The following is a 21424-nucleotide window of genomic DNA, read 5'->3' on the forward strand; positions in this document are numbered from 1 at the left end:
CAGGAGGCAATACCGTGGCCGACCGCACGCCCCCACTCCCGGCCGGGGAGCTCAGAGCACTCGTTGACGCCGGGGAGATCGACACTGTCGTCCTCGCCTTCACCGATATGCAAGGCAGGCTCCAGGGCAAGCGGTTCGCCGCCCGCTACTTCCTCGACACCGTCCTCGAACACGGCACGGAGGGCTGCAACTACCTCCTCGCCGTGGACGTGGACCTGAACACGGTCGAGGGCTACGAAATGTCCTCCTGGGAACGCGGTTACGGTGATTTCGCCATGCACGGCGATACAGCGACCCTGCGCCGCACCCCGTGGAACCCCGGCACCGCTCTGATCACCGCCGACCTTGCCTGGCACGACGGCTCGCCGGTCGTCGCCTCGCCCCGCCAGATCCTGCGCCGCCAGCTCGACCGGCTCGCCGAACGGGGCTGGAGCGCCCATGCCGGCACCGAGCTGGAGTTCATGCTCTTCAAGGACACCTACGAAGACGGCTGGTCGCGCGGCTACCGTCAGATGTCCCCGGCCAACCAGTACAACTCCGATTATTCGGTGCTCGGCACCGGCCGCGTCGAACCACTGCTGCGCCGCATCCGCAACGAGATGGGCGCGGCCGGCATGACGGTGGAGTCCGCCAAGGGCGAGTGCAACCTCGGCCAGCACGAGATCGTGTTCGTCTACGACGAGGCGCTCACCACGTGCGACCAGCACAGCATCTACAAGACCGGCGCCAAGGAGATCGCGGCCCAGGAGGGCATGTCGCTCACCTTCATGGCGAAGTACGACGAGCGGGAGGGCAACTCCTGTCACATCCACCTCTCACTGCAGGACGCGGACGGCCGGCCGGTCATGGCCGACGACAACGGCCCGTACGGCATGTCGAAGGTCATGCGGCACTTCCTCGCGGGCCAGGTCGCCGCCATGCGGGACTTCACGCTCTTCTACGCCCCGAACATCAACTCCTACAAGCGCTTCCGCGCGGGCTCCTTCGCACCCACCGCCGTCGCCTGGGGCCCCGACAACCGGACCTGCGCACTGCGGGTGATCGGCCACGGCCGCTCGCACCGCCTGGAGAACCGCCTGCCCGGCGGCGATGTGAACCCCTACCTCGCGGTCGCCGCGATGGTCGCGGCCGGCCTGTACGGCGTGGAGAACGAGCTGGAACTCCCCGACGCGTGCACCGGCAACGCCTACAACGGCGACGCCGCACACGTCCCCACCACGCTCCGCGAGGCCGCCGAGCGCTGGGAGAACAGCCCGATCGCCCGGGAAGCCTTCGGCGACGAGGTCGTCGACCACTACCGCCACATGGCCCGCGTCGAACAGGACGCCTACGACGCGGCCGTCACCGACTGGGAACGCTTCCGCTCCTTCGAGCGCATGTGAGGAACGACCACGTGTTCAAAGTGCACGAGCTGGACATCATCAATCCGGCGAACGAGGAGGTGGTGGCCACCGTCCCCACCACCTCCCCCGCCGAGGTCGACGCCGCGGTCCGGCGGGCCGGAGCCGCCCAGGTGAAGTGGGCCGCACTGGCACCCGCCGACCGGGCCCGCCTGCTGCGCCGGTTCGCCGATGTCGTGGACGCCCACCTCCAGCCGCTCGCCCGGCTGGAGGTCCAGGAAGCCGGCCATCCACTGGGCAACGCCGAGTGGGAGGCGGGCAACGTCCGCGATCTGCTGCACTACGCGGCCGGCGGAGTGGAGCGCCTCAACGGCACGCAGGTCCCGGTCCCTGGCGGCCTGAACGTCACCTTCCAGGAGCCGCTGGGCGTCGTCGCCGTGATCGCCCCCTGGAACTTCCCGATGCCGATTGCCGCCTGGGGCACCGCCCCGGCACTCGCGGCCGGCAACGCGGTCCTCCTCAAACCCGCCGAGACCACCCCGCTGACCGCGCTCCGGCTCGCCCAGTACGCGCTGGACGCCGGACTGCCCGAGGACCTCTTCCAGGTCCTGCCGGGTGAGGGCGCGGTCACCGGTGCCGCCCTCGTCGACCACCCCGGCGTCGCCAAGGTCGTCTTCACCGGCTCCACCGCCACGGGCCGGCGGGTCGCGGCCCGCTGCGCGGAGCAGACGAAGCGGCTGACCCTGGAACTCGGCGGCAAGAGCCCCAACATCGTCTTCGCCGACGCCGACATCGAGGCCGCAGCGGCCGCCGCTCCCGGATCCTTCCTCGACAACACCGGCCAGGACTGCTGTGCCCGCAGCCGCATCCTCGTCCAGCGCTCGGTCCACGACCGCTTCATGGAGCTGCTGGAGCCCGCGGTCAAGGCGTTCGTGGTCGGCGATCCCTCCCACCCCGCCACGCAGATGGGCCCGCTGATCTCCGCCGCCCAGCGCGCACGGGTACGTTCCTACGTCCCGGAGGACGCCCCGGCCGCCATCCGTGGCGAGGCCCCGGCGGGCAAGGGCTTCTGGTACCCGGCGACTGTCCTGGAAGGGCGGCCGGAGGACCGTACGGCCACCGACGAGATCTTCGGGCCTGTCGCCGTTGTCCTCCCCTTCGACGACGAGGCCGACGCGATCCGGATCGCCAACGCCACCGACTACGGGCTCGCCGGCTCCCTGTGGACACGCGACGTCGGCCGGGCGCTGCGTGTCTCGCGCGCTGTCGCGGCCGGCAACCTTTCCGTCAACTCCCACAGCAGCGTGCGCTACTCGGCCCCTTTCGGGGGATTCAAACAGTCCGGCATCGGCCGCGAGCTGGGCCCCGACGCACTGTCCGCCTTCACCGAGACCAAGAACGTCTTCATCGCATCCGAGGAGTACTGAAGTGACCGACCGGACCCCCGTGTGCCGCCGGCTGGTGGGCCGCACCGCAGTGATCACCGGAGCGGGCAGCGGCATCGGGCTCGCCACCGCCCGCCGGCTGGCTTCGGAAGGCGCGAACGTCGTCTGCGCCGATATCGACGAGAAAGCGGGCAAGGCCGCGGCCGAGGAGGCCGGCGGCCTCTTCGTCCAGGTGGACGTGACCGATTCCGACCAGGTCGAGGCGGTCTACAGGACCGCTTTCGAGGCCTACGGGTCCGTCGACATCGCCTTCAACAACGCCGGCATCTCCCCGCCCGACGACAACTCGATCCTCACCACGGAACTGGACGCCTGGAAGCGCGTCCAGGAGGTCAACCTCACCTCGGTCTACCTCTGCTGCAAGCACGTCCTGCCGTACATGCTCGACCAGGGCCGCGGCTCCATCATCAACACCGCGTCCTTCGTGGCAGTGATGGGCGCGGCCACCTCCCAGATCAGCTACTCCGCTTCCAAGGGCGGCGTGCTGTCCATGTCCCGCGAACTGGGCGTCCAGTTCGCCCGCGAAGGCATCCGGGTCAACGCGCTGTGCCCCGGGCCGGTCAACACCCCGCTGCTGAAGAAGCTGTTCGCCGATGACCCGGCACTTGCCGAGCGCCGTCTCGTGCACGTCCCCGTCGGCCGGTTCGCGGAACCCGAGGAGATCGCGTCCGCGGTCGCCTTCCTCGCCAGCGACGACTCCTCGTTCGTCAACGCCGCGGAGTTCCTGGTCGACGGCGGGATCGCGGGCGCGTACGTCACGCCCGTCTGACCGCTTGCGCCCCGCCCCCTCCCGGTGCGGCGCGCTCCGAAGACGCCCGGGGACCCGCCCGGGGCCGGTACCCCGTGTGCCGGCCCCGGGCCTGCGGCGCCCGCGAACCGTCCGCACCCCAGCGATCCAGATCACAGCCCTCCACGTCTGGCGCGCTCGTTACCCGCCGGTTAGTCTCAAGTGAGCGGGGTGACCACCCCGTACGTTCCATCTCAGCGCGGCCTGGTGACGCAGCCGCCACGAGTTGTCCGTCGGTTCAGCAGTTCTGTACGACGCGGCCCCGGGACCGGGCCCGTCGGCCCTTCTCACGACACCTCACGCACGCCCCGGCGTACTCCGGTACGGACACGCCGCGTGCGCCCCTCAGTCGTCACTCATCCCTGGAGTCCCCTGATGGACATCCCTCTCCGCACCATCGCCGTGGTCGGCCTCGGCACCATGGGCACCGGCATCGCCGAGGTCCTGGCCCGCGCCGGACGCGAGGTCATCGGAATCGACGTCAGCGCCGACGCGGCCGGCCGTGCCGTGGCCGCGCTGGAAGCCTCCACCGCCCGCGCCGTGCAGCGGGAGCGCCTCACCGAGCAGGAGCGGCTGGACGTCCTCGCCCGCTTCCGTACCTTCTCCGACCTCAGGGCAGCGGCCGATGCCGAACTGGTGATCGAGGTCGTGCCGGAGTCGTACGAGACCAAGCAGCAGGTCTTCCGCGCCCTCGACGCCGTGGTCAGCCCCACCGCGATCCTCGCCACCGGCACCAACGCGCTGTCCGTGACCCGGCTCGCCGCCGACACCTCGCACCCCGAGCGGGTTCTGGGCCTGCACTTCTTCAACCCGGCCCCGGCCATGAAGCTGGTCGAGGTGGTCTCGTCGGTGCTGACCGCTCCGAAGGCCGTCGACACCGTCACGGCGCTCGCCCGGGAGCTCGGCAAGGAGCCCGTCGCGGTCGGCGACCGGCCCGGGTTCGTCGCCGACGGGCTGCTGTTCGGCTATCTCAATCAGGCGGCGGCGATGTACGAGGCCAAGTACGCCTCGCGCGAGGACATCGACGCGGCGATGCGGCTCGGCTGCGGGCTGCCGATGGGCCCGCTCGCCCTGCTCGACCTGATCGGCGTGGACACCGCACGCACCGTCCTGGAGGCGATGTACTCCGCGTCCCGGGACCGGCTGCACGCCCCCGCTCCGATCCTCAAGCAGCTCAGCAACGCCGGGCTGACCGGGCGCAAGTCGGGGCGCGGTTTCTACACGTACGAGGAGCCCGGCAGCGCCGCCGTGGTGCGTGACGCGCTCACCCCGCTCGACGGCGCGCAGCCCGCGGCGCCCCGCACGGTCGGCTCGGTGGGCGTCGCGGGCTCGGGGACGATGGCCTCGGGTATCGCCGAGGTCTTCGCCAAGGCCGGTTACGACGTGGTGCTGGCCGCTCGCAGCCCCGAGAAGGCCGACACCGCGAAGGCCCGTGTCGCCAAGTCGCTCGCGCGCTCCGTGGACAAGGGGCGGATGACCGCGGCGGCCCGTGAGGAGACACTGGCCAGGATCGCACCGGCCGGTTCGCTCGACGCGTTCGCGGACGTGGACCTGGCCGTCGAGGCCGTGGCCGAGGACCTGGAGGTCAAGCAGCAGCTCTTCGAGACTCTCGACAAGGTCTGCAAGCAGGGTGCGGTGCTCGCCACCACGACCTCGTCGCTGCCGGTCATCGCCTGCGCCCGCGCCACCTCGCGCCCGCAGGACGTCGTCGGGATGCACTTCTTCAACCCGGCCCCGGCCATGAAGCTGGTCGAGGTGGTCCGTACGGTCCTCACGGCGGACGATGTCCACGCCACGGTCCGCGAGGTGTGCGCCGCGGTCCGCAAGCACCCGGTGGACTGCGGCGACCGGGCCGGTTTCATCGTGAACGCGCTGCTTTTCCCGTATCTCAACAACGCGGTCAAGATGGTCCAGGAGCACTACGCGACGCTCGACGACATCGATGCGGCGATGAAGCTGGGCGGCGGCTACCCGATGGGGCCCTTCGAGCTGCTCGACGTGGTCGGCCTCGATGTCTCGCTTGCCATCGAGCGGGTGCTGCACCGGGAGTTCCGCGACCCGGGCCTCGCCCCCGCCCCGCTTCTCGAGCATCTGGTGGCGGCGGGCTGCCTCGGCCGCAAGACCGGCCGCGGATTCCGCGAGTATGCCCGGCGCTGATCCGCCGGGCGACTGGGGCGGGCTGCTGGAACCGGGTGTGCGGCCCGGTCCCGGCAGCCCGGCGACACGTTCCACGGCCGGAATGCAGTACGTTCGGTCCATGCCCGAGCTCACCGGCCCCGTCCGACGGCCAGTCCGCAAGAAGGCGTCGTCCGACGCCCCTGAGAGTGCCGCAGGCACCCGCGCGGCCGCGCAGCGGCTGAAAATGCGTCGTGAGCTGGCGTCGGCGGCGATGGAACTCTTCGCGGCCAAGGGCTACGAGGCGACGACGGTCGACGAGATCGCGGCGCAGGCGGGGGTCGCCCGCAGGACCTTCTTCCGGCACTTCCGCTCCAAGGAAGAAGCGATCTTCCCTGACCACGACGACACGCTCGTACGCGCCGAGGCGGTGCTGAACGCGGCGCCCCCGCACGAGCATCCGCTGGACACCGTGTGCCGCGGCATCAAGGAAGTCATGCGGATGTACGCGTCGTCGCCCGTTGTCTCGGTGGCGCGGTACAAGCTGACCCGCGAGGTGCCGACGCTGCGGGAGGCGGAGATCGCCTCAGTGGCCCGCTACGAGCGGCTCTTCACCCGTTATCTGCTGGGCCACTTCGACGAGCACGACCAGCACGACGGCAACGACGACCCGCTGCTGGCCGAGGTGGCGGCGTCCGCAGTGGTCACCGCGCACAACCATGTGCTGCGCCGCTGGCTCCGGGCCGGCGGCCAGGGCGACGTGGAGGCAAGGCTCGACCACGCCTTCGCCATCGTCAGGGACACCTTCGGTACGGGGATAGGCGCCGGCCGCACCGCTGAGCGCACCCCGGCTGCGACCGCGCGGCGGAGTGGAGAGGTCCTGGTGACGGTGGCACGTACCGATGCCCCGCTCGATGAGGTCATGCGCACCATCGAGCAGGCGCTGAGGAAGCGCTGAGGAAGCACTTCGCGCGAGCCGGCCGGCACACAGGCCGATCCGTACCGCTACGGCCGTCCCTCCGGGGGCGGCCGTTCTTCTGCCCTCTCCGCTTTGCTCATCCGTGACCCGAGGGTGACAACTGAGAGAATTTGTTGGCACTCAGTGTCTTGCCACTTGGCACGCGGTGCCATACGTTGAGGGTGTCCGGGCGGCCGGCGTGCAGCGACCTTCGCGTGCCGGCTGTCCCCGTGAATCACGTGTTCACGCGCCCGGACGCCTGCGTCACAGGCACCTTCAGCGCCCCACCACGGCGCGGCCGCTCCAGCTCACGCCGAACCGACGGCACACCTCCACAGCAGCAGCCCCTCCTCCCTGGGGCACACCCCTCGACCGACTCCCCCGACACGCATCTCCCCGGACTCCGGTCCGGCGAGAACCTGGAGGCAGCACCGTGAAGGAAATCCTGGACGCGATCCAGTCGCGGACCGACACAGCCAGTGGCTCCACCTCCGCGACGGCGGCCGACTTCGCCGCCCTGCCCCTGCCCGAGTCGTACCGCGCGGTGACCGTGCACAAGGACGAGGCCGAGATGTTCTCGGGCCTCGCCGGCCGCGACAAGGACCCCCGCAAGTCCCTCCACGTCGAGGACGTGCCGGTGCCCGAACTCGGACCGGGCGAGGCACTGGTGGCCGTCATGGCCAGCTCGGTGAACTACAACTCGGTCTGGACCTCGATCTTCGAGCCCGTTTCGACGTTCTCCTTCCTGGAGCGCTACGGAAAGCTGAGCGAGCTCACCAGGCGCCACGACCTGCCGTACCACGTCATCGGCTCCGACCTGGCCGGCGTCGTACTGCGCACAGGACCCGGCGTCAACGCCTGGCAGCCCGGCGACGAAGTCGTGGCGCACTGTCTCTCGGTGGAGCTGGAGAGCTCCGACGGGCACAACGACACGATGCTCGACCCCGAGCAGCGCATCTGGGGCTTCGAGACCAACTTCGGCGGTCTCGCGGAGATCGCCCTCGTCAAGTCCAACCAGCTGATGCCCAAGCCCGGCCACCTCAGCTGGGAGGAGGCCGCGGCCCCCGGCCTGGTCAACTCCACCGCCTACCGCCAGCTCGTCTCGCGCAACGGCGCGGGGATGAAGCAGGGCGACAACGTCCTCATCTGGGGCGCCAGCGGCGGCCTGGGCAGCTACGCCACCCAGTTCGCCCTGGCCGGCGGCGCCAACCCGATCTGCGTCGTCTCCAGCGACCAGAAGGCCGACATCTGCCGCCGGATGGGCGCCGAGGCGATCATCGACCGCAACGCCGAGGACTACCGGTTCTGGAAGGACGAGCACCACCAGGACCCTCGCGAGTGGAAGCGCTTCGGCAAGCGCATCCGCGAACTGACCGGCGGCGAGGACGTGGACATCGTCTTCGAGCACCCGGGCCGCGAGACCTTCGGTGCCTCGGTGTACGTCACCCGTAAGGGCGGCACGATCGTCACCTGCGCCTCGACGTCCGGATACACCCACGAGTACGACAACCGCTACCTGTGGATGTCCCTGAAGAAGATCGTGGGCTCCCACTTCGCCAACTACCGCGAAGCCTGGGAAGCCAACCGCCTGATCGCCAAGGGGAAGATCCACCCCACCCTCTCCAAGGTCTACTCACTCGACGACACCGGACAGGCCGCGTACGACGTCCACCGCAACCTGCACCAGGGCAAGGTCGGCGTCCTGGCGCTGGCACCCGCAGAAGGCCTCGGCGTACGCAACCCGGAACTGCGCGAGAAGCACCTCACCTCCATCAACCTGTTCCGTGACACTGCGGCCGCACCGGCCGCCCCCGCCGGCCGGAACGTCTGAGGTCTCCCGATGACTGAACGTCACAAGGACCGCCCCTGGCTCATGCGGACCTACGCGGGCCACTCGACGGCCGAAGCCTCCAACGAGCTCTACCGGCGCAACCTCGCCAAGGGCCAGACAGGTCTGTCGGTCGCCTTCGACCTGCCCACCCAGACCGGCTACGACCCGGACCACATCCTGGCCCGAGGCGAGGTCGGCAGGGTCGGGGTGCCCGTCTCCCATCTCGGCGACATGCGACGGCTGTTCCAGGACATCCCGCTGGAGCAGATGAACACCTCGATGACCATCAACGCCACGGCCATGTGGCTGCTGGCGCTCTACCAGGTCGTCGCCGAGGAACAGGGCGCGGACGCCGGACTCCTCCAGGGGACGACGCAGAACGACATCGTCAAGGAGTACCTGTCGCGCGGCACGCACGTGTTCCCTCCGGGGCCCAGCCTGCGGCTCACCACCGACATGATCACGTACACGGTGGCGCACATCCCCAAGTGGAACCCGATCAACATCTGCAGCTACCACCTGCAGGAGGCGGGCGCCACGCCGGTGCAGGAGATCGCGTACGCCATGTCCACCGCGATCGCGGTCCTGGACGCGGTACGCGACTCCGGGCAGGTGCCGCCGGAGAAGTTCGACGCGGTCGTCGCACGGATCTCGTTCTTCGTGAACGCGGGGGTCCGCTTCGTCGAGGAGATGTGCAAGATGCGCGCCTTCGGCCGCATCTGGGACCGGCTGACCCGTGAGAGGTACGGCATCACGGACCCCAGGAAACGCCGCTTCCGCTACGGCGTCCAGGTGAACTCGCTCGGGCTGACCGAAGCCCAGCCGGAGAACAACGTCCAGCGCATCGTCCTGGAGATGCTGGCCGTCACCCTGTCGAAGGACGCACGGGCACGCGCCGTGCAGCTGCCCGCGTGGAACGAGGCGCTGGGGCTGCCCAGGCCCTGGGACCAGCAGTGGTCGCTGCGCATCCAGCAGGTACTCGCCCAGGAGAGCGATCTGCTGGAGTACGAGGACATCTTCGAGGGTTCCCACGTCATCGAGACCAAGGTCGGGGAGCTCGTCGAGGAGTCCCTCGCGGAGATCGACCGCATCCAGCAGATGGGCGGCGCGATGGCGGCCGTCGAGTCCGGCTATCTCAAGTCGGAGCTGGTCTCCTCGCACGCCGCGCGCCGCGCCAGGATCGAGGGCGGCGAGGAGAAGATCGTCGGCGTCAACTGCTACGAGTCCACCGAACCGAACCCGCTCACGGCCGACCTCGACACCGCGATCATGACGGTCGATCCGGAGAACGAGGCCCGCGTCGTAGCGGCGCTGCACACATGGCGCGACGACCGCGACGAGGGCGCGGCCCAGGACTCGCTGGCCGCACTGAAGGCGACCGCGGCCGGAGACGGCAACCTCTTCGAGGCGACGGTGGCCTGCGCTCGCGCGGGCGTCACCACGGGCGAGTGGTCCTGGGCACTGCGCGACGTGTTCGGCGAGTTCCGGGCACCCACCGGAGTGGGCGGCGCGCCTGTCACGGTGACCGCGGAAGAGGGCACTCCCCTCGCCGCCGTGCGTGCCGCCGTGACCCGTACGGCCCAGGACCTCGGGAGCGGACGACTGCGCCTGCTGGTCGGCAAGCCAGGGCTCGACGGTCACTCCAATGGCGCCGAGCAGATCGCCGTACGAGCCCGCGACGCCGGGTTCGAGGTGGTCTACCAGGGCATCCGGCTGACACCTGAGCAGATCGTCGGTGCCGCCCTGGCCGAGGACGTGCACTGCGTGGGCCTGTCGATTCTGTCCGGCTCGCACGCCGAACTGGTCCCTGACGTGCTCCAGCGCCTGCGCCAGGCCGGTGCGTCCGACATCCCCGTGATCGTCGGTGGGATCATCCCGAACGCCGACGGCACGGCTCTCAAGGAGGCCGGTGTCGCCGCCGTCTTCACCCCGAAGGACTTCGGGATCACCGAGATCATCGGACGTATCGTCGAAGTGATCCGGAAAGCGAACAAGCTCGACCCTCTGGAGGTCCCCGCATGACCGCGCCAACCAGCCCTGTGAACCGTCTGCGCCCGCGGCGTTCCTGTCTCGCAGTCCCCGGATCGAACCCGCGCTTCCTGGAGAAGGCCCAGGGGCTCCCGGCCGACCAGGTCTTCCTCGACCTGGAGGACGCGTGCGCGCCGCTCGCCAAGGAAGGCGCCCGGCACACCATCGTCGAGGCGCTGAACAAGGGCGACTGGACCGGCAAGACCCGCGTCGTACGCGTCAACGACTGGACCACCCACTGGACCTACCGTGACGTCGTCACCGTCGTCGAGGGAGCCGGCCACAACCTCGACTGCATCATGCTTCCGAAGGTCCAGGACGCACAGCAGGTCGTGGCCCTCGATCTGCTCCTCACCCAGATCGAGAAGACCATGGGCTTCGAGGTCGGCAAGATCGGTATCGAGGCGCAGATCGAGAACGCCAAGGGCCTGGTCAACGTCAACGAGATCGCGGCCGCCTCCCCCCGCAACGAGGCCATCATCTTCGGCCCGGCCGACTTCATGGCATCGATCAACATGAAGACCCTGGTCGTCGGCGAGCAGCCGCCCGGCTACGGCGCCGACGCCTATCACTACATCCTCATGAAGATCCTCATGGCGGCCCGCACCTACGACCTGCAGGCGATCGACGGCCCCTACCTCCAGATCCGCAACGTCGACGGCTACCGCGAGGTGGCCAAGCGGGCGGCGGCCCTCGGGTTCGACGGGAAGTGGGTCCTGCACCCCGGCCAGGTCGAAGCGTCGAACGAGATCTTCTCGCCGTCGCAGGAGGACTACGACCACGCCGAGATGATTCTCGACGCCTACGAGTGGTGCACGTCCGAGGCCGGCGGCAAGAAGGGGTCGGCGATGCTCGGCGACGAGATGATCGACGAAGCCAGCCGCAAGATGGCCCTCGTCATCTCCGGCAAGGGCCGCGCCGCCGGAATGCAGCGCACCACCTCCTTCGAAGCCCCGGAGGCCTGACCCATGCAATTCGGACGCACCTACGAGGAGTTCGAGGTCGGCGCCGTCTACAAGCACTGGCCGGGCAAGACCGTCACCGAGTACGACGACCACCTGTTCTGCCTGCTCACGATGAACCACCATCCGCTCCACATGGACAGCAACTACGCCGGGAACACAACCGACTTCGGCAAGAACGTCGTCGTCGGGAACTACATCTACTCCCTGCTCCTGGGCATGTCCGTCCCCGACGTCTCCGGCAAGGCCATCGCCAACCTGGAGGTCGAGTCGCTCAAGCACATCGCACCGACGTTCCACGGCGACACGATCTACGGCGAGACCACCGTCCTGGACAAGACCCCCTCCAAGTCCAAGAGCGACCGCGGCATCGTCCACGTCGAGACCAAGGGCTACAACCAGGACGGCACTGTCGTCTGCGTCTTCCGCCGCAAGGTCATGGTCCCCACCGAGACGTACATCAAGGAACGCGGCGGCGAACAGCCCGGCCGCCCGGCGCCTTCCCAGTAGGCGATTTCCACCAACAGCCTGACATCACAGGAGAAGCAGTCATGAGCCGACTCGCCCAGACACCGGGTCTCACCGATGTGCAGCAGGAAATCCTGGCCACCGTCAGGGACTTCGTCGACAAGGAGATCCTGCCGGTCGCGACCGAACTCGAACACCGCGACGAGTACCCGGCCCAGATCGTCGAGGGCCTCAAGGAACTCGGCCTGTTCGGGCTGATGATCCCCGAGGAGTACGGGGGCCTGGGCGAGTCGCTGCTCACCTACGCGCTGTGTGTCGAAGAAATAGCGCGTGGCTGGATGAGCGTGTCGGGCATCATCAACACGCATTTCATCGTCGCGTACATGCTCAAGCAGCACGGCACCCAGGAGCAGAAGGACACCTTCCTCCCCCGGATGGCCGCCGGCGAGGTCCGCGGTGCATTCTCGATGTCCGAGCCCGCGCTGGGCTCGGATGTGTCGGCGATCACCTCGAAGGGGATCAGGGACGGCGACGACTACGTCCTGGACGGCCAGAAGATGTGGCTGACCAACGGTGGCACGTCCTCGCTCGTCGCGGTCCTCTGCCGCAGTGACGAGGGTCACCCCGAGGGGACCGCCCGGCACAAGTCGATGACGACCTTCCTGGTCGAGAAGGAGCCGGGCTTCGGCGAGGTCCGTCCGGGCCTGACCATCCCCGGCAAGATCGACAAGATGGGCTACAAGGGGGTCGACACCACCGAGCTGATCATGGACGGACTGCGAATTCCGGCCAATCGCGTACTTGGTGGCGTTACCGGCCGAGGGTTTTACCAAATGATGGACGGAGTCGAAGTCGGGCGCGTCAATGTCGCAGCGCGTGGCTGCGGTGTGGCACAGCGCGCCTTCGAGCTGGGCATCGGCTACGCACAGCAGCGTCACACCTTCGGCAAACAGATCGCTCAGCACCAGGCCATTCAGTTCAAGCTGGCCGAAATGGCTACCAAGGTGGAAGCGGCCCATGCGATGATGGTCAATGCGGCACGCAAAAAGGACTCCGGGGAACGAAACGACCTTGAGGCAGGGATGGCCAAGTATCTGGCCTCCGAGTACTGCAAGGAGGTCGTGGAGGACGCCTTCCGTATCCACGGTGGATACGGGTTCTCCAAGGAGTATGAGATCGAGCGGCTCTACCGCGAGGCCCCGATGCTGCTGATCGGCGAAGGTACCGCCGAGATCCAGAAAATGATCATCGGTCGACGCCTCCTCGAAGAGTACCGATTCCAGGGCTGATTGTCCGTTCCGTGGTGATATATCAGCGAAGAAGATCACAGCCAGTCATCATCTTCCGGCCGCCGACTCGGCTTCCTGGCTTGCCCAGTTGTGGTCCACAACCGATAGCATCGCCCGAAAGCCGCCGTCCCCCGTTCCCGCGCGGCATCATCCGCTACGAAGGTCATTCATGCCCCACAGCCAAACCTCTGCACCACGCGGCCGCGTACGTCTCGCGCGTGGAGCATCGCCGTGGCTCCTGCCGACTGTCGCGAGCGCGGCCCTCAGCCTGACCAAGGCACGCCGCTCCGGCCGCTGGGCCGCTGTCGCCGTGCCCACCACCGCCCTCGCGGCGGGCATGCTGTGGTTCTTCCGCGACCCCGAGCGGGAGATCACACAGGGCCGGGTCATCTCACCGGCCGACGGCGTAGTGCAGAGCATCATGCCGTGGAAGGACGGACGTACCCGCGTCGCGATCTTCATGAGCCCGCTGAACGTCCACGTCAACCGTGCGCCGCTGGCCGGGACCGTGACGTCCGTCCAGCACATCCCCGGTGGTTTCGTCCCGGCGTTCAACAAGGAGAGCGAGAACAACGAGCGCGTTGTCTGGCACTTCGACACCGAGCTCGGCGACATCGAGATGGTGCAGATCGCCGGGGCCGTCGCACGCCGCATCGTGCCGTATGTCCCGCAGGGTACGAAGGTGGAGCAGGGCGAGCGGATCGGCCTGATCCGCTTCGGCTCGCGCGTCGACATCTACCTTCCGGAAGGTATCGATGTCGCGGTCGAGGTCGGCCAGACCACCACCGCGGGGGTGACTCGAATTGACCGTGATTGATCCGGAGACAAGGACCGACTGGGTTCCGGAGGCAGGCGCGGAGGACGACGCCGAGGACATGCCTCTCTCCATGAGGCTGTCGATAGCGGACACGCTGACTCTCGGCAACGCGACGTGCGGATTCATGGCGGTGTACTTCACCACCACCGGAATCCTCATCCCGCACCTCCAGGGCAGCCAGGAGAACGGCATGGCGCGGCACTCCGCCGCGACCGCCGTGATCCTCATGCTGCTCGCCGCGATCTTCGACCTCTGCGACGGGCTCGTGGCGCGCAAGCTGCGGAGCTCGCCGATGGGCGCGGAGCTGGACAACCTCTCCGACCTCATCAGCTTCGGGCTCGCCCCGGCCTATTTCGTGCTCGTGTACGGCATGGTCGCGGACGACGCCCATCAGCGGGTCGCGGCGGTGGCGGCGATCGTGGTGCTGCTGGCGGTGGTACTGCGGCTCGCGCGGTTCTCCTGCGTGGCCCTGAAGGACGGCACGTTCCAGGGCATGCCGTCCCCCTTCGGGGCGCTGACGGTGGTCTCCATCGTGCTTCTGGAGCTGCCGTTCGTACCGACGCTGCTCGCCGTCATCGGGGTCGCCTGGCTGATGGTGAGCCGGGTCGAGTACCCGAAGCCGCGGGGCGTTCTCGCGGCGGGGATGCTCAGCTGGATCGTGGGCGCCATGGGGCTGCTCGCCGCATGGGCGTTCGACGCCCCCGGCGGCCAGCTGCTCCTGCAGACCGGCTGCGCGCTCCAGGTGGTGCTGGGAGCGGTCATTCCGCTCTTCGCCACCGCGCGCCGGGTGAACACCTTCCGCGGCAACCGCCGTGAGGCGCGTACGGCGCAGCTGCCGTAGCCTCTGAACAGCTCCTGAGGGCCCCGAGTGCAGCGTCTCGCACTCGGGGCCCTCCTCTGCTTCAGGAGCGCCGAGGCAGCCTCTCGCGGGCTACGGAGTCCGGCCGCCGGTGACGGGCTCCGCGTCCGGGACGGCGAAGACGCGCTCCAGCAGGCCGGCGAGTACGTCCCGGTCGGCGTCGTCCAGGGTTTCGAGACCCGCGAGCGTCGTGCGCATCCCCGCCCGGATCGCGTCGACGGCGCGCTCGCCGTCCGCCGTGAGCAGGACGTTCTTGACGCGCCGGTCGACGGGGCTCGGTTCCCGGCGTACGAGTGACCGCTTCTCCAGCCGGTCGATGATCCCCGTCATATTGGACGCGTCGCAGGCCAGCGTCGTCGCCAGGGCCCGCATTGCGGACGGCCCCCGGCGCAGCACGCTGAGGGTCTTGCCCTGGCTGGCCGTGAGGCCCTCGGCGGCGGCCGCCACGGTGAAGTCACCGTAGTAGGCGCCGAGCGAGACGGAGAGCAGCTCCATGAGCCGGTCGGTGCCGGCTCCGGGGGTTTCCGGCATGGGGGAATGCTACGCCAGGAAAGTTGACCATCTCAAATATTCAGGCCCGGACGGGGTACGGAGGAGCCCTGCACCGTCAGCGGGCCCGGACGGGCACGGTGCACGGTGCAGGGCTCCTGAGGCCCGTCGCGGGCGGGCCGGGGGCAGCCCCGGTCCGGCTCACACTCCTGGGAGAGCCGCTGTCACCCGCGGGCGGCCAGGAAATCGCGGGCGATGTTCTCGGCGAGCTGCTCCAGGAGCGGCCCCGCGTTGGCGATGCAGCGCTCCACATCGGGCTCCAGATCCGTGAGCGCGTACGCACGGCGGATACCGGCCCTGCCCAGCACATCGGCCGGGAGCGTGAGACGGCCGCAGACCGCGACGACCTCCTTGCCCGCCGCCCTGGCCGCCGCGGCGACACCGGCCGGGGCCTTGCCGTGCAGGGTCTGCTCGTCGAGCGAGCCCTCGCCGGTGATGACCAGGGTCGCCCGGCCCACCGCGGGGGCGAAGCCCAGTACGTCGAGCATCACGTCGATCCCCGCGCGGAAGCCGGCCCCCAGGCCGACCAGCGCCCCGTAGCCGATACCTCCCGCGGCGCCGGCGCCCGGCGCGAGCGCCGCCTCCGCGGCCTTCGGGCCGATGGACTTCTCCAGCACCGCGGCAAAGTGCGCCAGTGCGCTGTCCAGCGCCTCGACCTGCTCCGGCGACGCCCCCTTCTGCGGCCCGTACACCGCGGGCGCACCCTTGGGTCCGGTCAGCGGGTTGTCCACGTCGCTCGCGAGCACGATCTCGGCACCGGCCAGGCGCGGGTCCAGGCCGGACAGGTCGGCGGTCGCCAGCTCGCTGAGTCCGCCGCCGCCCGGTCCCACGGGCCGGCCTGCCGCGTCCAGGAAACGCGCGCCGAGCGCGGCCAGCATGCCCGCACCGCCGTCGGTCGTGGCACTGCCGCCGACACCGAAGACGATCGACCTGGCACCCGCGTCCAGCGCCGCGCGCAACAGCTCGCCGGAGCCGTAGGTCGTGGCGGTGAGAGGTGCGAACACGCCGGCCGGGAGGTGCTGGAGGCCGGAGGCCTCGGCCATTTCCACCACGGCGACGCCGTCGCGCAGCGCGAACGCCGCGTCCAGCTGTTCGCCCAGGGGTCCGGTGACCCGCACCTCGTGCCGGTCGAAGCCGGCCGCGACCGCGGCGGCGACAGTGCCGTCCCCGCCGTCGGCGACGGGCAGCGTCTCGACCTCCACGTCGGGAGCGATCCGCCGGAGTCCGGCCGTCACCCGCTCAGCGACCTGCACGGCCGTGAGGGACCCCTTGAATTTGTCGGCCGCCACGAGCACCCGTGCGGCTTCAGTTACTGCTCCGTCCGTCACCTTGTTTAATCCCTTGCTTTCGAACAGGCAGTCGCGCCGCTCCGACCCTATCCGCACCACCTGCCCGCTGCCCATGGGGACCGGTCAGAAAAGGGAGTAATCGCATGGATTCGCCCCGCAGGACTCGAAAGCCAGCAGCCGCTGCTTGCGGTCGAGTCCGCCGCCGTACCCGGTGAGGCCACCCGTCGAGCCGACGACCCGGTGGCACGGGACGATGATCCCGACGGGGTTCTTGCCGTTCGCGAGTCCGACGGCCCGGGAGGCCCCCGGCTTGCCGAGCCTGGCTGCGAGGTCGCCGTAGGAGCGGGTCTCGCCGTACGGGATCAGCCGCAGCTGCTGCCAGACGCCGCGCTGAAAGGGTGTACCCGCGAGGTGCAGCGGCACCGTGAACTCCGTCAGCCCGCCGTCGAAGTAAGCGGTCAGCTCCTCCTCCGCCCTCCTGAAGGGGCGGGGGTCGGGTTCACCGAAGGCCGCGTCCGGTGGCCGGTGACGCTGGTCGGTCATGTACAGGCCGCTCAGCAGACCGTCGGTCGCCACGAGGGTGAGCGCGCCGTACGGGCTGTCGATGACGGTGTGCCGTTTCTCCGGCATGAGTGTGCTCCTCTCCCCCGGAACGACCGGAGCCAGCCGGGCGGGGGTCGCGCGGACAGAAGTCAGACGGGCAGCTGGTTGATGGGATGGGAGTCGGTGGCCCACAGGTACTGCACGGCGTACGCCCGCCAGGGTCGCCAGGCCGCGGCCCTCGCGGTGAGTGCCGCCGGGGTCGACGGCAGGCCGAGCTCCCCCGCCGCACGCCGGATGCCGAGGTCCGTGGGGAGGAACGCGTCAGGGTCGCCGAGTGCCCGCATCGCGATGGCCTCCACCGTCCACGGGCCGAAACCGGGAAGGGCCAGGAGCCGGGTGCGGGCCTCGTCCCAGTCGCTGTCGACGCCGAGCGTGAGCGACCCTTCTGCGAGCGCGCCCACCAGGGTGGTCAGCGTCGTACGCCTGCTGCGTGGCAGCGCCAGGGACTCCGGGTCGAGGGCCGCCAGGGCCTGCGGCGACGGGAAGAGATGGGTCAGCCCGCCCTTCGGGTCGTCGACGGGCACCCCGTGCGCAGTGACGAGCCGTGCGGCATGGGTGCGGGCCGCCGCCGTCGAGACCTGCTGGCCCAGCACCGCCCGTACCGCGAACTCCGCCACGTCGACCGTACGGGGCACCCGCCGGCCCGGTGCCTTGTCGACCATCGGTGCCAGCAGCGGGTCGTTGCGGAGCTCGCCGTCGACAGCCACCGGATCGGCGTCCAGGTCGAGAAGCCAGCGGCAGCGGCTGATGGCGTGGGTGAGGTCGCGCAGGTCCGTGAGCGAGAGCTGACAGCCGATGTGGTCCGGCCGCGGGGTGAGTTCGGCGATGCCGTGCCCGTACGGCAGGGAGAGCGTCCTGCGGTAGGCGCCGTCCCGCCACTCCTCCACGCCGGGGACCCCGGTCGCCGCGAGGTGGCCGAAGAGGTTGTCGGGGTTGAGCGGCGCGCGGAACGGCAGCCGGAGCGGGATCGTGCCCGGAGTGTGCGGCCGCGCGCCGGCTGTGACCCGGGTGCGCAGTTCGCCCGGTGCGAGGGCGAAGACCTCGCGGACCGTGTCGTTGAAGGTACGGATGGAGGAGAACCCGGCGGCGAACGCCACGTCCGCCATCGGCAGCTCCGTCGTCTCGATGAGGATGCGTGCCGTCTGGGCGCGCTGGGCGCGGGCCAGCGCGAGCGGACCGGCGCCGAGCTCGGCGCGGAGCTGGCGCTCGATCTGCCGGGTGGAGTACCCGAGCCGCCCCGCGAGTCCGGGCACGCCTTCGCGGTCGACGATTCCGTCCCGGATCAGCCTCATCGCACGGGCCACGACGTCGGCGCGGGCGTTCCACTGCGGGGAGCCGGGGCTGGTGTCGGGACGGCAGCGCTTACAGGCGCGGAACCCGGCCTGCTGGCAGGCTGCCGCGCTCGGGTAGAAGGTCATGTTCTCGACCTTGGGCGGCACGACCGGGCAGCTGGGACGGCAGTAGATCCTGGTGGTCAGGACGGCCGTGAAGAACCAGCCGTCGAAGCGGGCGTCCTTCGACTGGACGGCGCGTACGCAGCGCTCGGTTTCGGTGTGCATGTTTCAAGCATCGGCCACCCCGGGCACGACGGCTGGCGAGAATCCGACATGTGGGTCCGGGGGCGGCAGAGCGGGCACGGACCGCTCGCACGGCACGGCGGGCCTGCCGTCGCCGTCGGGGACGGCACCCAACTCCCCTGCGGATCAGGCGAGTCGGCGCGCGGCGGTGGCAGCCGATGCGGCCCGGCCGACGCGCCACGGGCCGGGCGACGGGCGCCTCACCTCTGGCGCAACCGCCGCCATACGGCCTTGGCCGCATTGTGTCCCGACATGCCGTGGACCCCGGGGCCCGGCGACGTCGCCGCCGAGCAGAGGTACACCGCGGGATGCGAGGTCGTATAGGGCGACAGGGAGAGCTTGGGCCGCAGGAGCAGCTGCAGTCCCGAAGCCGCACCGCAGGCGATGTCACCGCCCACATAGTTCGCGTTCCGTGCGAAGAGCTCGGCAGGGCCCGCGGTGGCGCGGGCGAGTACGCGGTCCCGGAATCCGGGGGCGAAGCGCTCGATCTGCCGCTCGACGGCTTCGGTGAGGTCGCCGTCCCAGCCGTGCGGGACATGTCCGTACGTCCAGAAGACATGCTTTCCTTCGGGCGCCCTCGACGGGTCGACCACGCTCGGCTGGGCGCTGATCAGGAAGGGCGTAGCGGGGGCCCGCCCGCCCACGGCCTGGCGCAGCGCCGTTCCGATCTCACGGCTGCTGGGGCCGACCTGCACGGTCCCGGCGATGCGGGGCGCGTCCGCCGTCCAGGGCACCGGCCCGTCGAGCGCGTAGTCGATCTTGAAGACGCTCGCTCCGTAGCGGTATCCGTCGTAGGCCCGGCCGAGACCGGCGATACGTGCGGCGGCCGTCGGTGAGGTGTCGAAGATGTACGCGCGGGCGGGCGGCAGGTCATCGAGCCGCTTCACCTCGAAGCCGGTGTGCACCACTCCGCCCAGATCCAGCAGATACCCGGTCAGCGCGTCGGAGATGGACTGCGAGCCGCCACGCGGCAGCGGCCAGCCGCCCTCGTGCGCGGCCAGCGCGAACATCAGGCCGACCGCGCCGGTGGCAATGCCTTCGAGCGGCGCGATGACATGCGCCACGAGACCGGCGAACAGCGCCCGCGCCCGGTCGTCGCGGAAGCGCTTCATCAGCCAGGTGGAGGGCGGCAGGCCCGTCAGTCCGAAGCGCGCGAGGGTCACCGGATCGCGTGGCAGCGCGGTGAGCGGCAGCGACATGAAGTCCCTTGCCAGCGTGTCCCATCGGCCGAGGAACGGGGTGACCAGACGCCGGTACGCGCCGGCGTCGCGCGGTCCGAACGAGGCGGCGGTCTCGGCGACGGAGCGGGACAGCACGGCGGCCGTACCGTCGTCGAAGGGGTGCGCCATGGGCAGTTCGGGGTGCAGCCACTCCAGGCCGTACCGGTCGAGCGGCATGGTCTTGAAGACGGGTGACCCGACACCCAGCGGGTGGACGGCGGAGCAGGGGTCGTGCCGGAATCCGGGAAGCGTGAGCTCCTCGGTCCGCGCGCCCCCTCCGACGGTGTCCCGGGCCTCGAAGACCTCGACGGCGAATCCACGGCGGGCCAGCTCCACGGCAGCGGTCAGCCCGTTGGGTCCCGCTCCCACGACGACAGCATCGAGCATCGACGGCACCTTCGGACTCCTTCGTAGCCGATGGCATGAGGCCCCAAGGATATTCCCGCGCGCCGACAGCGCCTCCGCGGGTAGCGTCCCAGCCGATGAGACCGACGATCGAGACCATGGCGGACCGGCTCAGCACCGTTCCCGGCATCAGAGCGGTGGCCCTCGGCGGGAGCCGCGCACGCGGCACCGAACGCCCCGGATCCGACTGGGATCTCGGCCTCTACTACCGAGGCAGCCCCGACACGGCGGCGCTCGCAGCGCTGGCGGCAGCGGTGGCGGACCGGCCCGTCGAGGTGACGGGCCCCGGCGGCTGGGGGCCGTGGGTCGACGGCGGTGCCTGGCTCACGGTCGGCGGCGTCGCGGTGGACTGGATCCTGCGTGACCTGGACCGGGTGGAGCGGGTCTGGTCGCAGTGCCGCGAGGGCCGATACGAGGTGGGCGTCCAGCCGGGCCATCCGCTCGGATTCTGGTCCCCCGCCTACCCCGGCGAGGTCGCGCTCTGCCGCGTACTCGCCGATCCCTCCGGGGAGTTGACGGCGCTGCGCGAGAAGACGCGCCGCTACCCGGAACCGCTCCGCACCGCACTGGCGGAGGCCGCCTGGGAGGCGGACTTCTCGGTGGCCGCCGCCCGCAAGGCCGCGGGCGGCGGGGACGCCCTGTACGTATCGCTCTGTCTGTCCCGTGCTTTCGGCATCCTGGCCCAGTCCCTGCACGCCCACCACCGCACCTGGTGTCTCAACGAGAAGGGTGCGCTGGCGGCGGCCGCGGCACTGCCGGACACCCCCGCCGGCTTCATGGAGCGGGTGTCGTCGGCGCTCGGCGCGCTGGATGCGGCGGCGGTGGAGACCGCAGCCGCCCTGGTGGCGGAGGTGCGGGCGGTACTGGGCCCGGCGGGCTGAG

18 protein-coding genes are annotated in these 21424 nt (G+C 70.0%); 13 read left to right on the top strand and 5 right to left on the bottom strand.

Features of this window, described 5'->3' with window-relative positions:
• Positions 1-14: 14 nt before the first annotated feature.
• The 12 genes from OG584_RS04695 to pssA all read left to right on the top strand — a co-directional run bounded on the left by OG584_RS04695 (position 15) and on the right by pssA (position 14881).
• Positions 15-1382, top strand: a complete 1368-nt coding sequence (locus OG584_RS04695) for a glutamine synthetase family protein (RefSeq protein ID WP_405775254.1) — start codon at positions 15-17, stop codon at positions 1380-1382.
• A 20-nt stretch (positions 1383-1402) separates the two neighbouring features.
• Positions 1403-2767, top strand: coding sequence for an aldehyde dehydrogenase family protein (locus OG584_RS04700; protein WP_405783888.1), 1365 nt, complete (start codon positions 1403-1405; stop codon positions 2765-2767).
• Between the two features lies 1 nt (position 2768).
• Entirely contained in the window at positions 2769-3554 is a 786-nt protein-coding gene (locus OG584_RS04705) for a 3-oxoacyl-ACP reductase (protein WP_405775256.1), read from the top strand.
• A 393-nt stretch (positions 3555-3947) separates the two neighbouring features.
• On the top strand, positions 3948-5729 hold the full coding sequence (locus OG584_RS04710) for a 3-hydroxyacyl-CoA dehydrogenase family protein (protein ID WP_405775258.1): 1782 nt from the start codon (positions 3948-3950) through the stop codon (positions 5727-5729).
• 100 nt (positions 5730-5829) lie between these two features.
• Complete coding sequence (locus OG584_RS04715; RefSeq protein WP_405775260.1) at positions 5830-6645, top strand: TetR family transcriptional regulator; 816 nt, start codon at positions 5830-5832, stop codon at positions 6643-6645.
• A gap of 433 nt (positions 6646-7078) precedes the next feature.
• On the top strand, positions 7079-8476 hold the full coding sequence (gene ccrA, locus OG584_RS04720) for a crotonyl-CoA carboxylase/reductase (RefSeq protein ID WP_405775262.1): 1398 nt from the start codon (positions 7079-7081) through the stop codon (positions 8474-8476).
• Positions 8477-8485: 9 nt separating this feature from the next.
• A complete protein-coding gene (locus OG584_RS04725; RefSeq protein ID WP_405775264.1) occupies positions 8486-10498 on the top strand; it encodes a protein meaA in 2013 nt (670 codons plus the stop codon).
• Positions 10495-11469 (top strand): HpcH/HpaI aldolase/citrate lyase family protein, encoded by a 975-nt coding sequence (locus tag OG584_RS04730; protein WP_405775266.1) that lies wholly within the window; start codon positions 10495-10497, stop codon positions 11467-11469. The genes OG584_RS04725 and OG584_RS04730 overlap by 4 nt, the downstream gene beginning before the upstream one ends.
• Positions 11470-11472: 3 nt before the next feature.
• Positions 11473-11976: a MaoC family dehydratase gene (locus OG584_RS04735; RefSeq protein WP_405775267.1), complete on the top strand. Its 504-nt coding sequence runs from the start codon at positions 11473-11475 to the stop codon at positions 11974-11976.
• A 41-nt stretch (positions 11977-12017) separates the two neighbouring features.
• Entirely contained in the window at positions 12018-13223 is a 1206-nt protein-coding gene (locus OG584_RS04740) for an acyl-CoA dehydrogenase family protein (protein WP_405775268.1), read from the top strand.
• Between the two features lie 169 nt (positions 13224-13392).
• Positions 13393-14040 carry a phosphatidylserine decarboxylase gene (locus OG584_RS04745; RefSeq protein ID WP_405775270.1) on the top strand — a complete coding sequence of 216 codons (648 nt, stop codon included), beginning with the start codon at positions 13393-13395 and terminating at the stop codon, positions 14038-14040.
• Positions 14027-14881 (top strand): CDP-diacylglycerol--serine O-phosphatidyltransferase, encoded by an 855-nt coding sequence (gene pssA / locus OG584_RS04750; protein WP_405775272.1) that lies wholly within the window; start codon positions 14027-14029, stop codon positions 14879-14881. The genes OG584_RS04745 and pssA overlap by 14 nt, the downstream gene beginning before the upstream one ends.
• Before the next feature lie 90 nt (positions 14882-14971).
• Here the strand turns inward: pssA and OG584_RS04755 are convergent, their stop codons facing one another.
• From OG584_RS04755 to OG584_RS04775, 5 genes are all read right to left on the bottom strand, one after another.
• Positions 14972-15430, bottom strand: a complete 459-nt coding sequence (locus tag OG584_RS04755; RefSeq protein ID WP_405775274.1) for a MarR family winged helix-turn-helix transcriptional regulator — start codon at positions 15428-15430, stop codon at positions 14972-14974.
• Positions 15431-15612: 182 nt separating this feature from the next.
• Positions 15613-16776 (bottom strand): glycerate kinase, encoded by a 1164-nt coding sequence (locus OG584_RS04760; protein WP_405775276.1) that lies wholly within the window; start codon positions 16774-16776, stop codon positions 15613-15615.
• An 84-nt stretch (positions 16777-16860) separates the two neighbouring features.
• Entirely contained in the window at positions 16861-17367 is a 507-nt protein-coding gene (locus OG584_RS04765) for a methylated-DNA--[protein]-cysteine S-methyltransferase (protein WP_405775278.1), read from the bottom strand.
• A 62-nt stretch (positions 17368-17429) separates the two neighbouring features.
• Positions 17430-18899 (bottom strand): AlkA N-terminal domain-containing protein, encoded by a 1470-nt coding sequence (locus OG584_RS04770; protein ID WP_405775299.1) that lies wholly within the window; start codon positions 18897-18899, stop codon positions 17430-17432.
• A gap of 218 nt (positions 18900-19117) precedes the next feature.
• A complete protein-coding gene (locus OG584_RS04775) occupies positions 19118-20533 on the bottom strand; it encodes a phytoene desaturase family protein (protein ID WP_405775301.1) in 1416 nt (471 codons plus the stop codon).
• An 86-nt stretch (positions 20534-20619) separates the two neighbouring features.
• Between OG584_RS04775 and OG584_RS04780 the strand changes: the two genes are divergently transcribed.
• Complete coding sequence (locus tag OG584_RS04780; RefSeq protein ID WP_405775303.1) at positions 20620-21423, top strand: nucleotidyltransferase domain-containing protein; 804 nt, start codon at positions 20620-20622, stop codon at positions 21421-21423.
• Position 21424 lies beyond the last annotated feature (1 nt).

The sequence above is a fragment of the Streptomyces sp. NBC_00859 genome (assembly GCF_045161865.1).
GTDB lineage: Bacteria > Actinomycetota > Actinomycetes > Streptomycetales > Streptomycetaceae > Streptomyces.

Coding starts and splice junctions, on each gene's coding strand:
- OG584_RS04770 (WP_405775299.1), bottom strand. CDS start 18,899: ATGCACACCGAAACCGAGCGCTGCGTACGCGCCGTCCAGTCGAAGGAC.
- OG584_RS04780 (WP_405775303.1), top strand. CDS start 20,620: ATGAGACCGACGATCGAGACCATGGCGGACCGGCTCAGCACCGTTCCC.
- OG584_RS04765 (WP_405775278.1), bottom strand. CDS start 17,367: ATGCCGGAGAAACGGCACACCGTCATCGACAGCCCGTACGGCGCGCTC.
- OG584_RS04730 (WP_405775266.1), top strand. CDS start 10,495: ATGACCGCGCCAACCAGCCCTGTGAACCGTCTGCGCCCGCGGCGTTCC.
- OG584_RS04745 (WP_405775270.1), top strand. CDS start 13,393: ATGCCCCACAGCCAAACCTCTGCACCACGCGGCCGCGTACGTCTCGCG.
- OG584_RS04740 (WP_405775268.1), top strand. CDS start 12,018: ATGAGCCGACTCGCCCAGACACCGGGTCTCACCGATGTGCAGCAGGAA.
- OG584_RS04715 (WP_405775260.1), top strand. CDS start 5,830: ATGCCCGAGCTCACCGGCCCCGTCCGACGGCCAGTCCGCAAGAAGGCG.
- OG584_RS04735 (WP_405775267.1), top strand. CDS start 11,473: ATGCAATTCGGACGCACCTACGAGGAGTTCGAGGTCGGCGCCGTCTAC.
- OG584_RS04755 (WP_405775274.1), bottom strand. CDS start 15,430: ATGCCGGAAACCCCCGGAGCCGGCACCGACCGGCTCATGGAGCTGCTC.
- OG584_RS04710 (WP_405775258.1), top strand. CDS start 3,948: ATGGACATCCCTCTCCGCACCATCGCCGTGGTCGGCCTCGGCACCATG.
- OG584_RS04725 (WP_405775264.1), top strand. CDS start 8,486: ATGACTGAACGTCACAAGGACCGCCCCTGGCTCATGCGGACCTACGCG.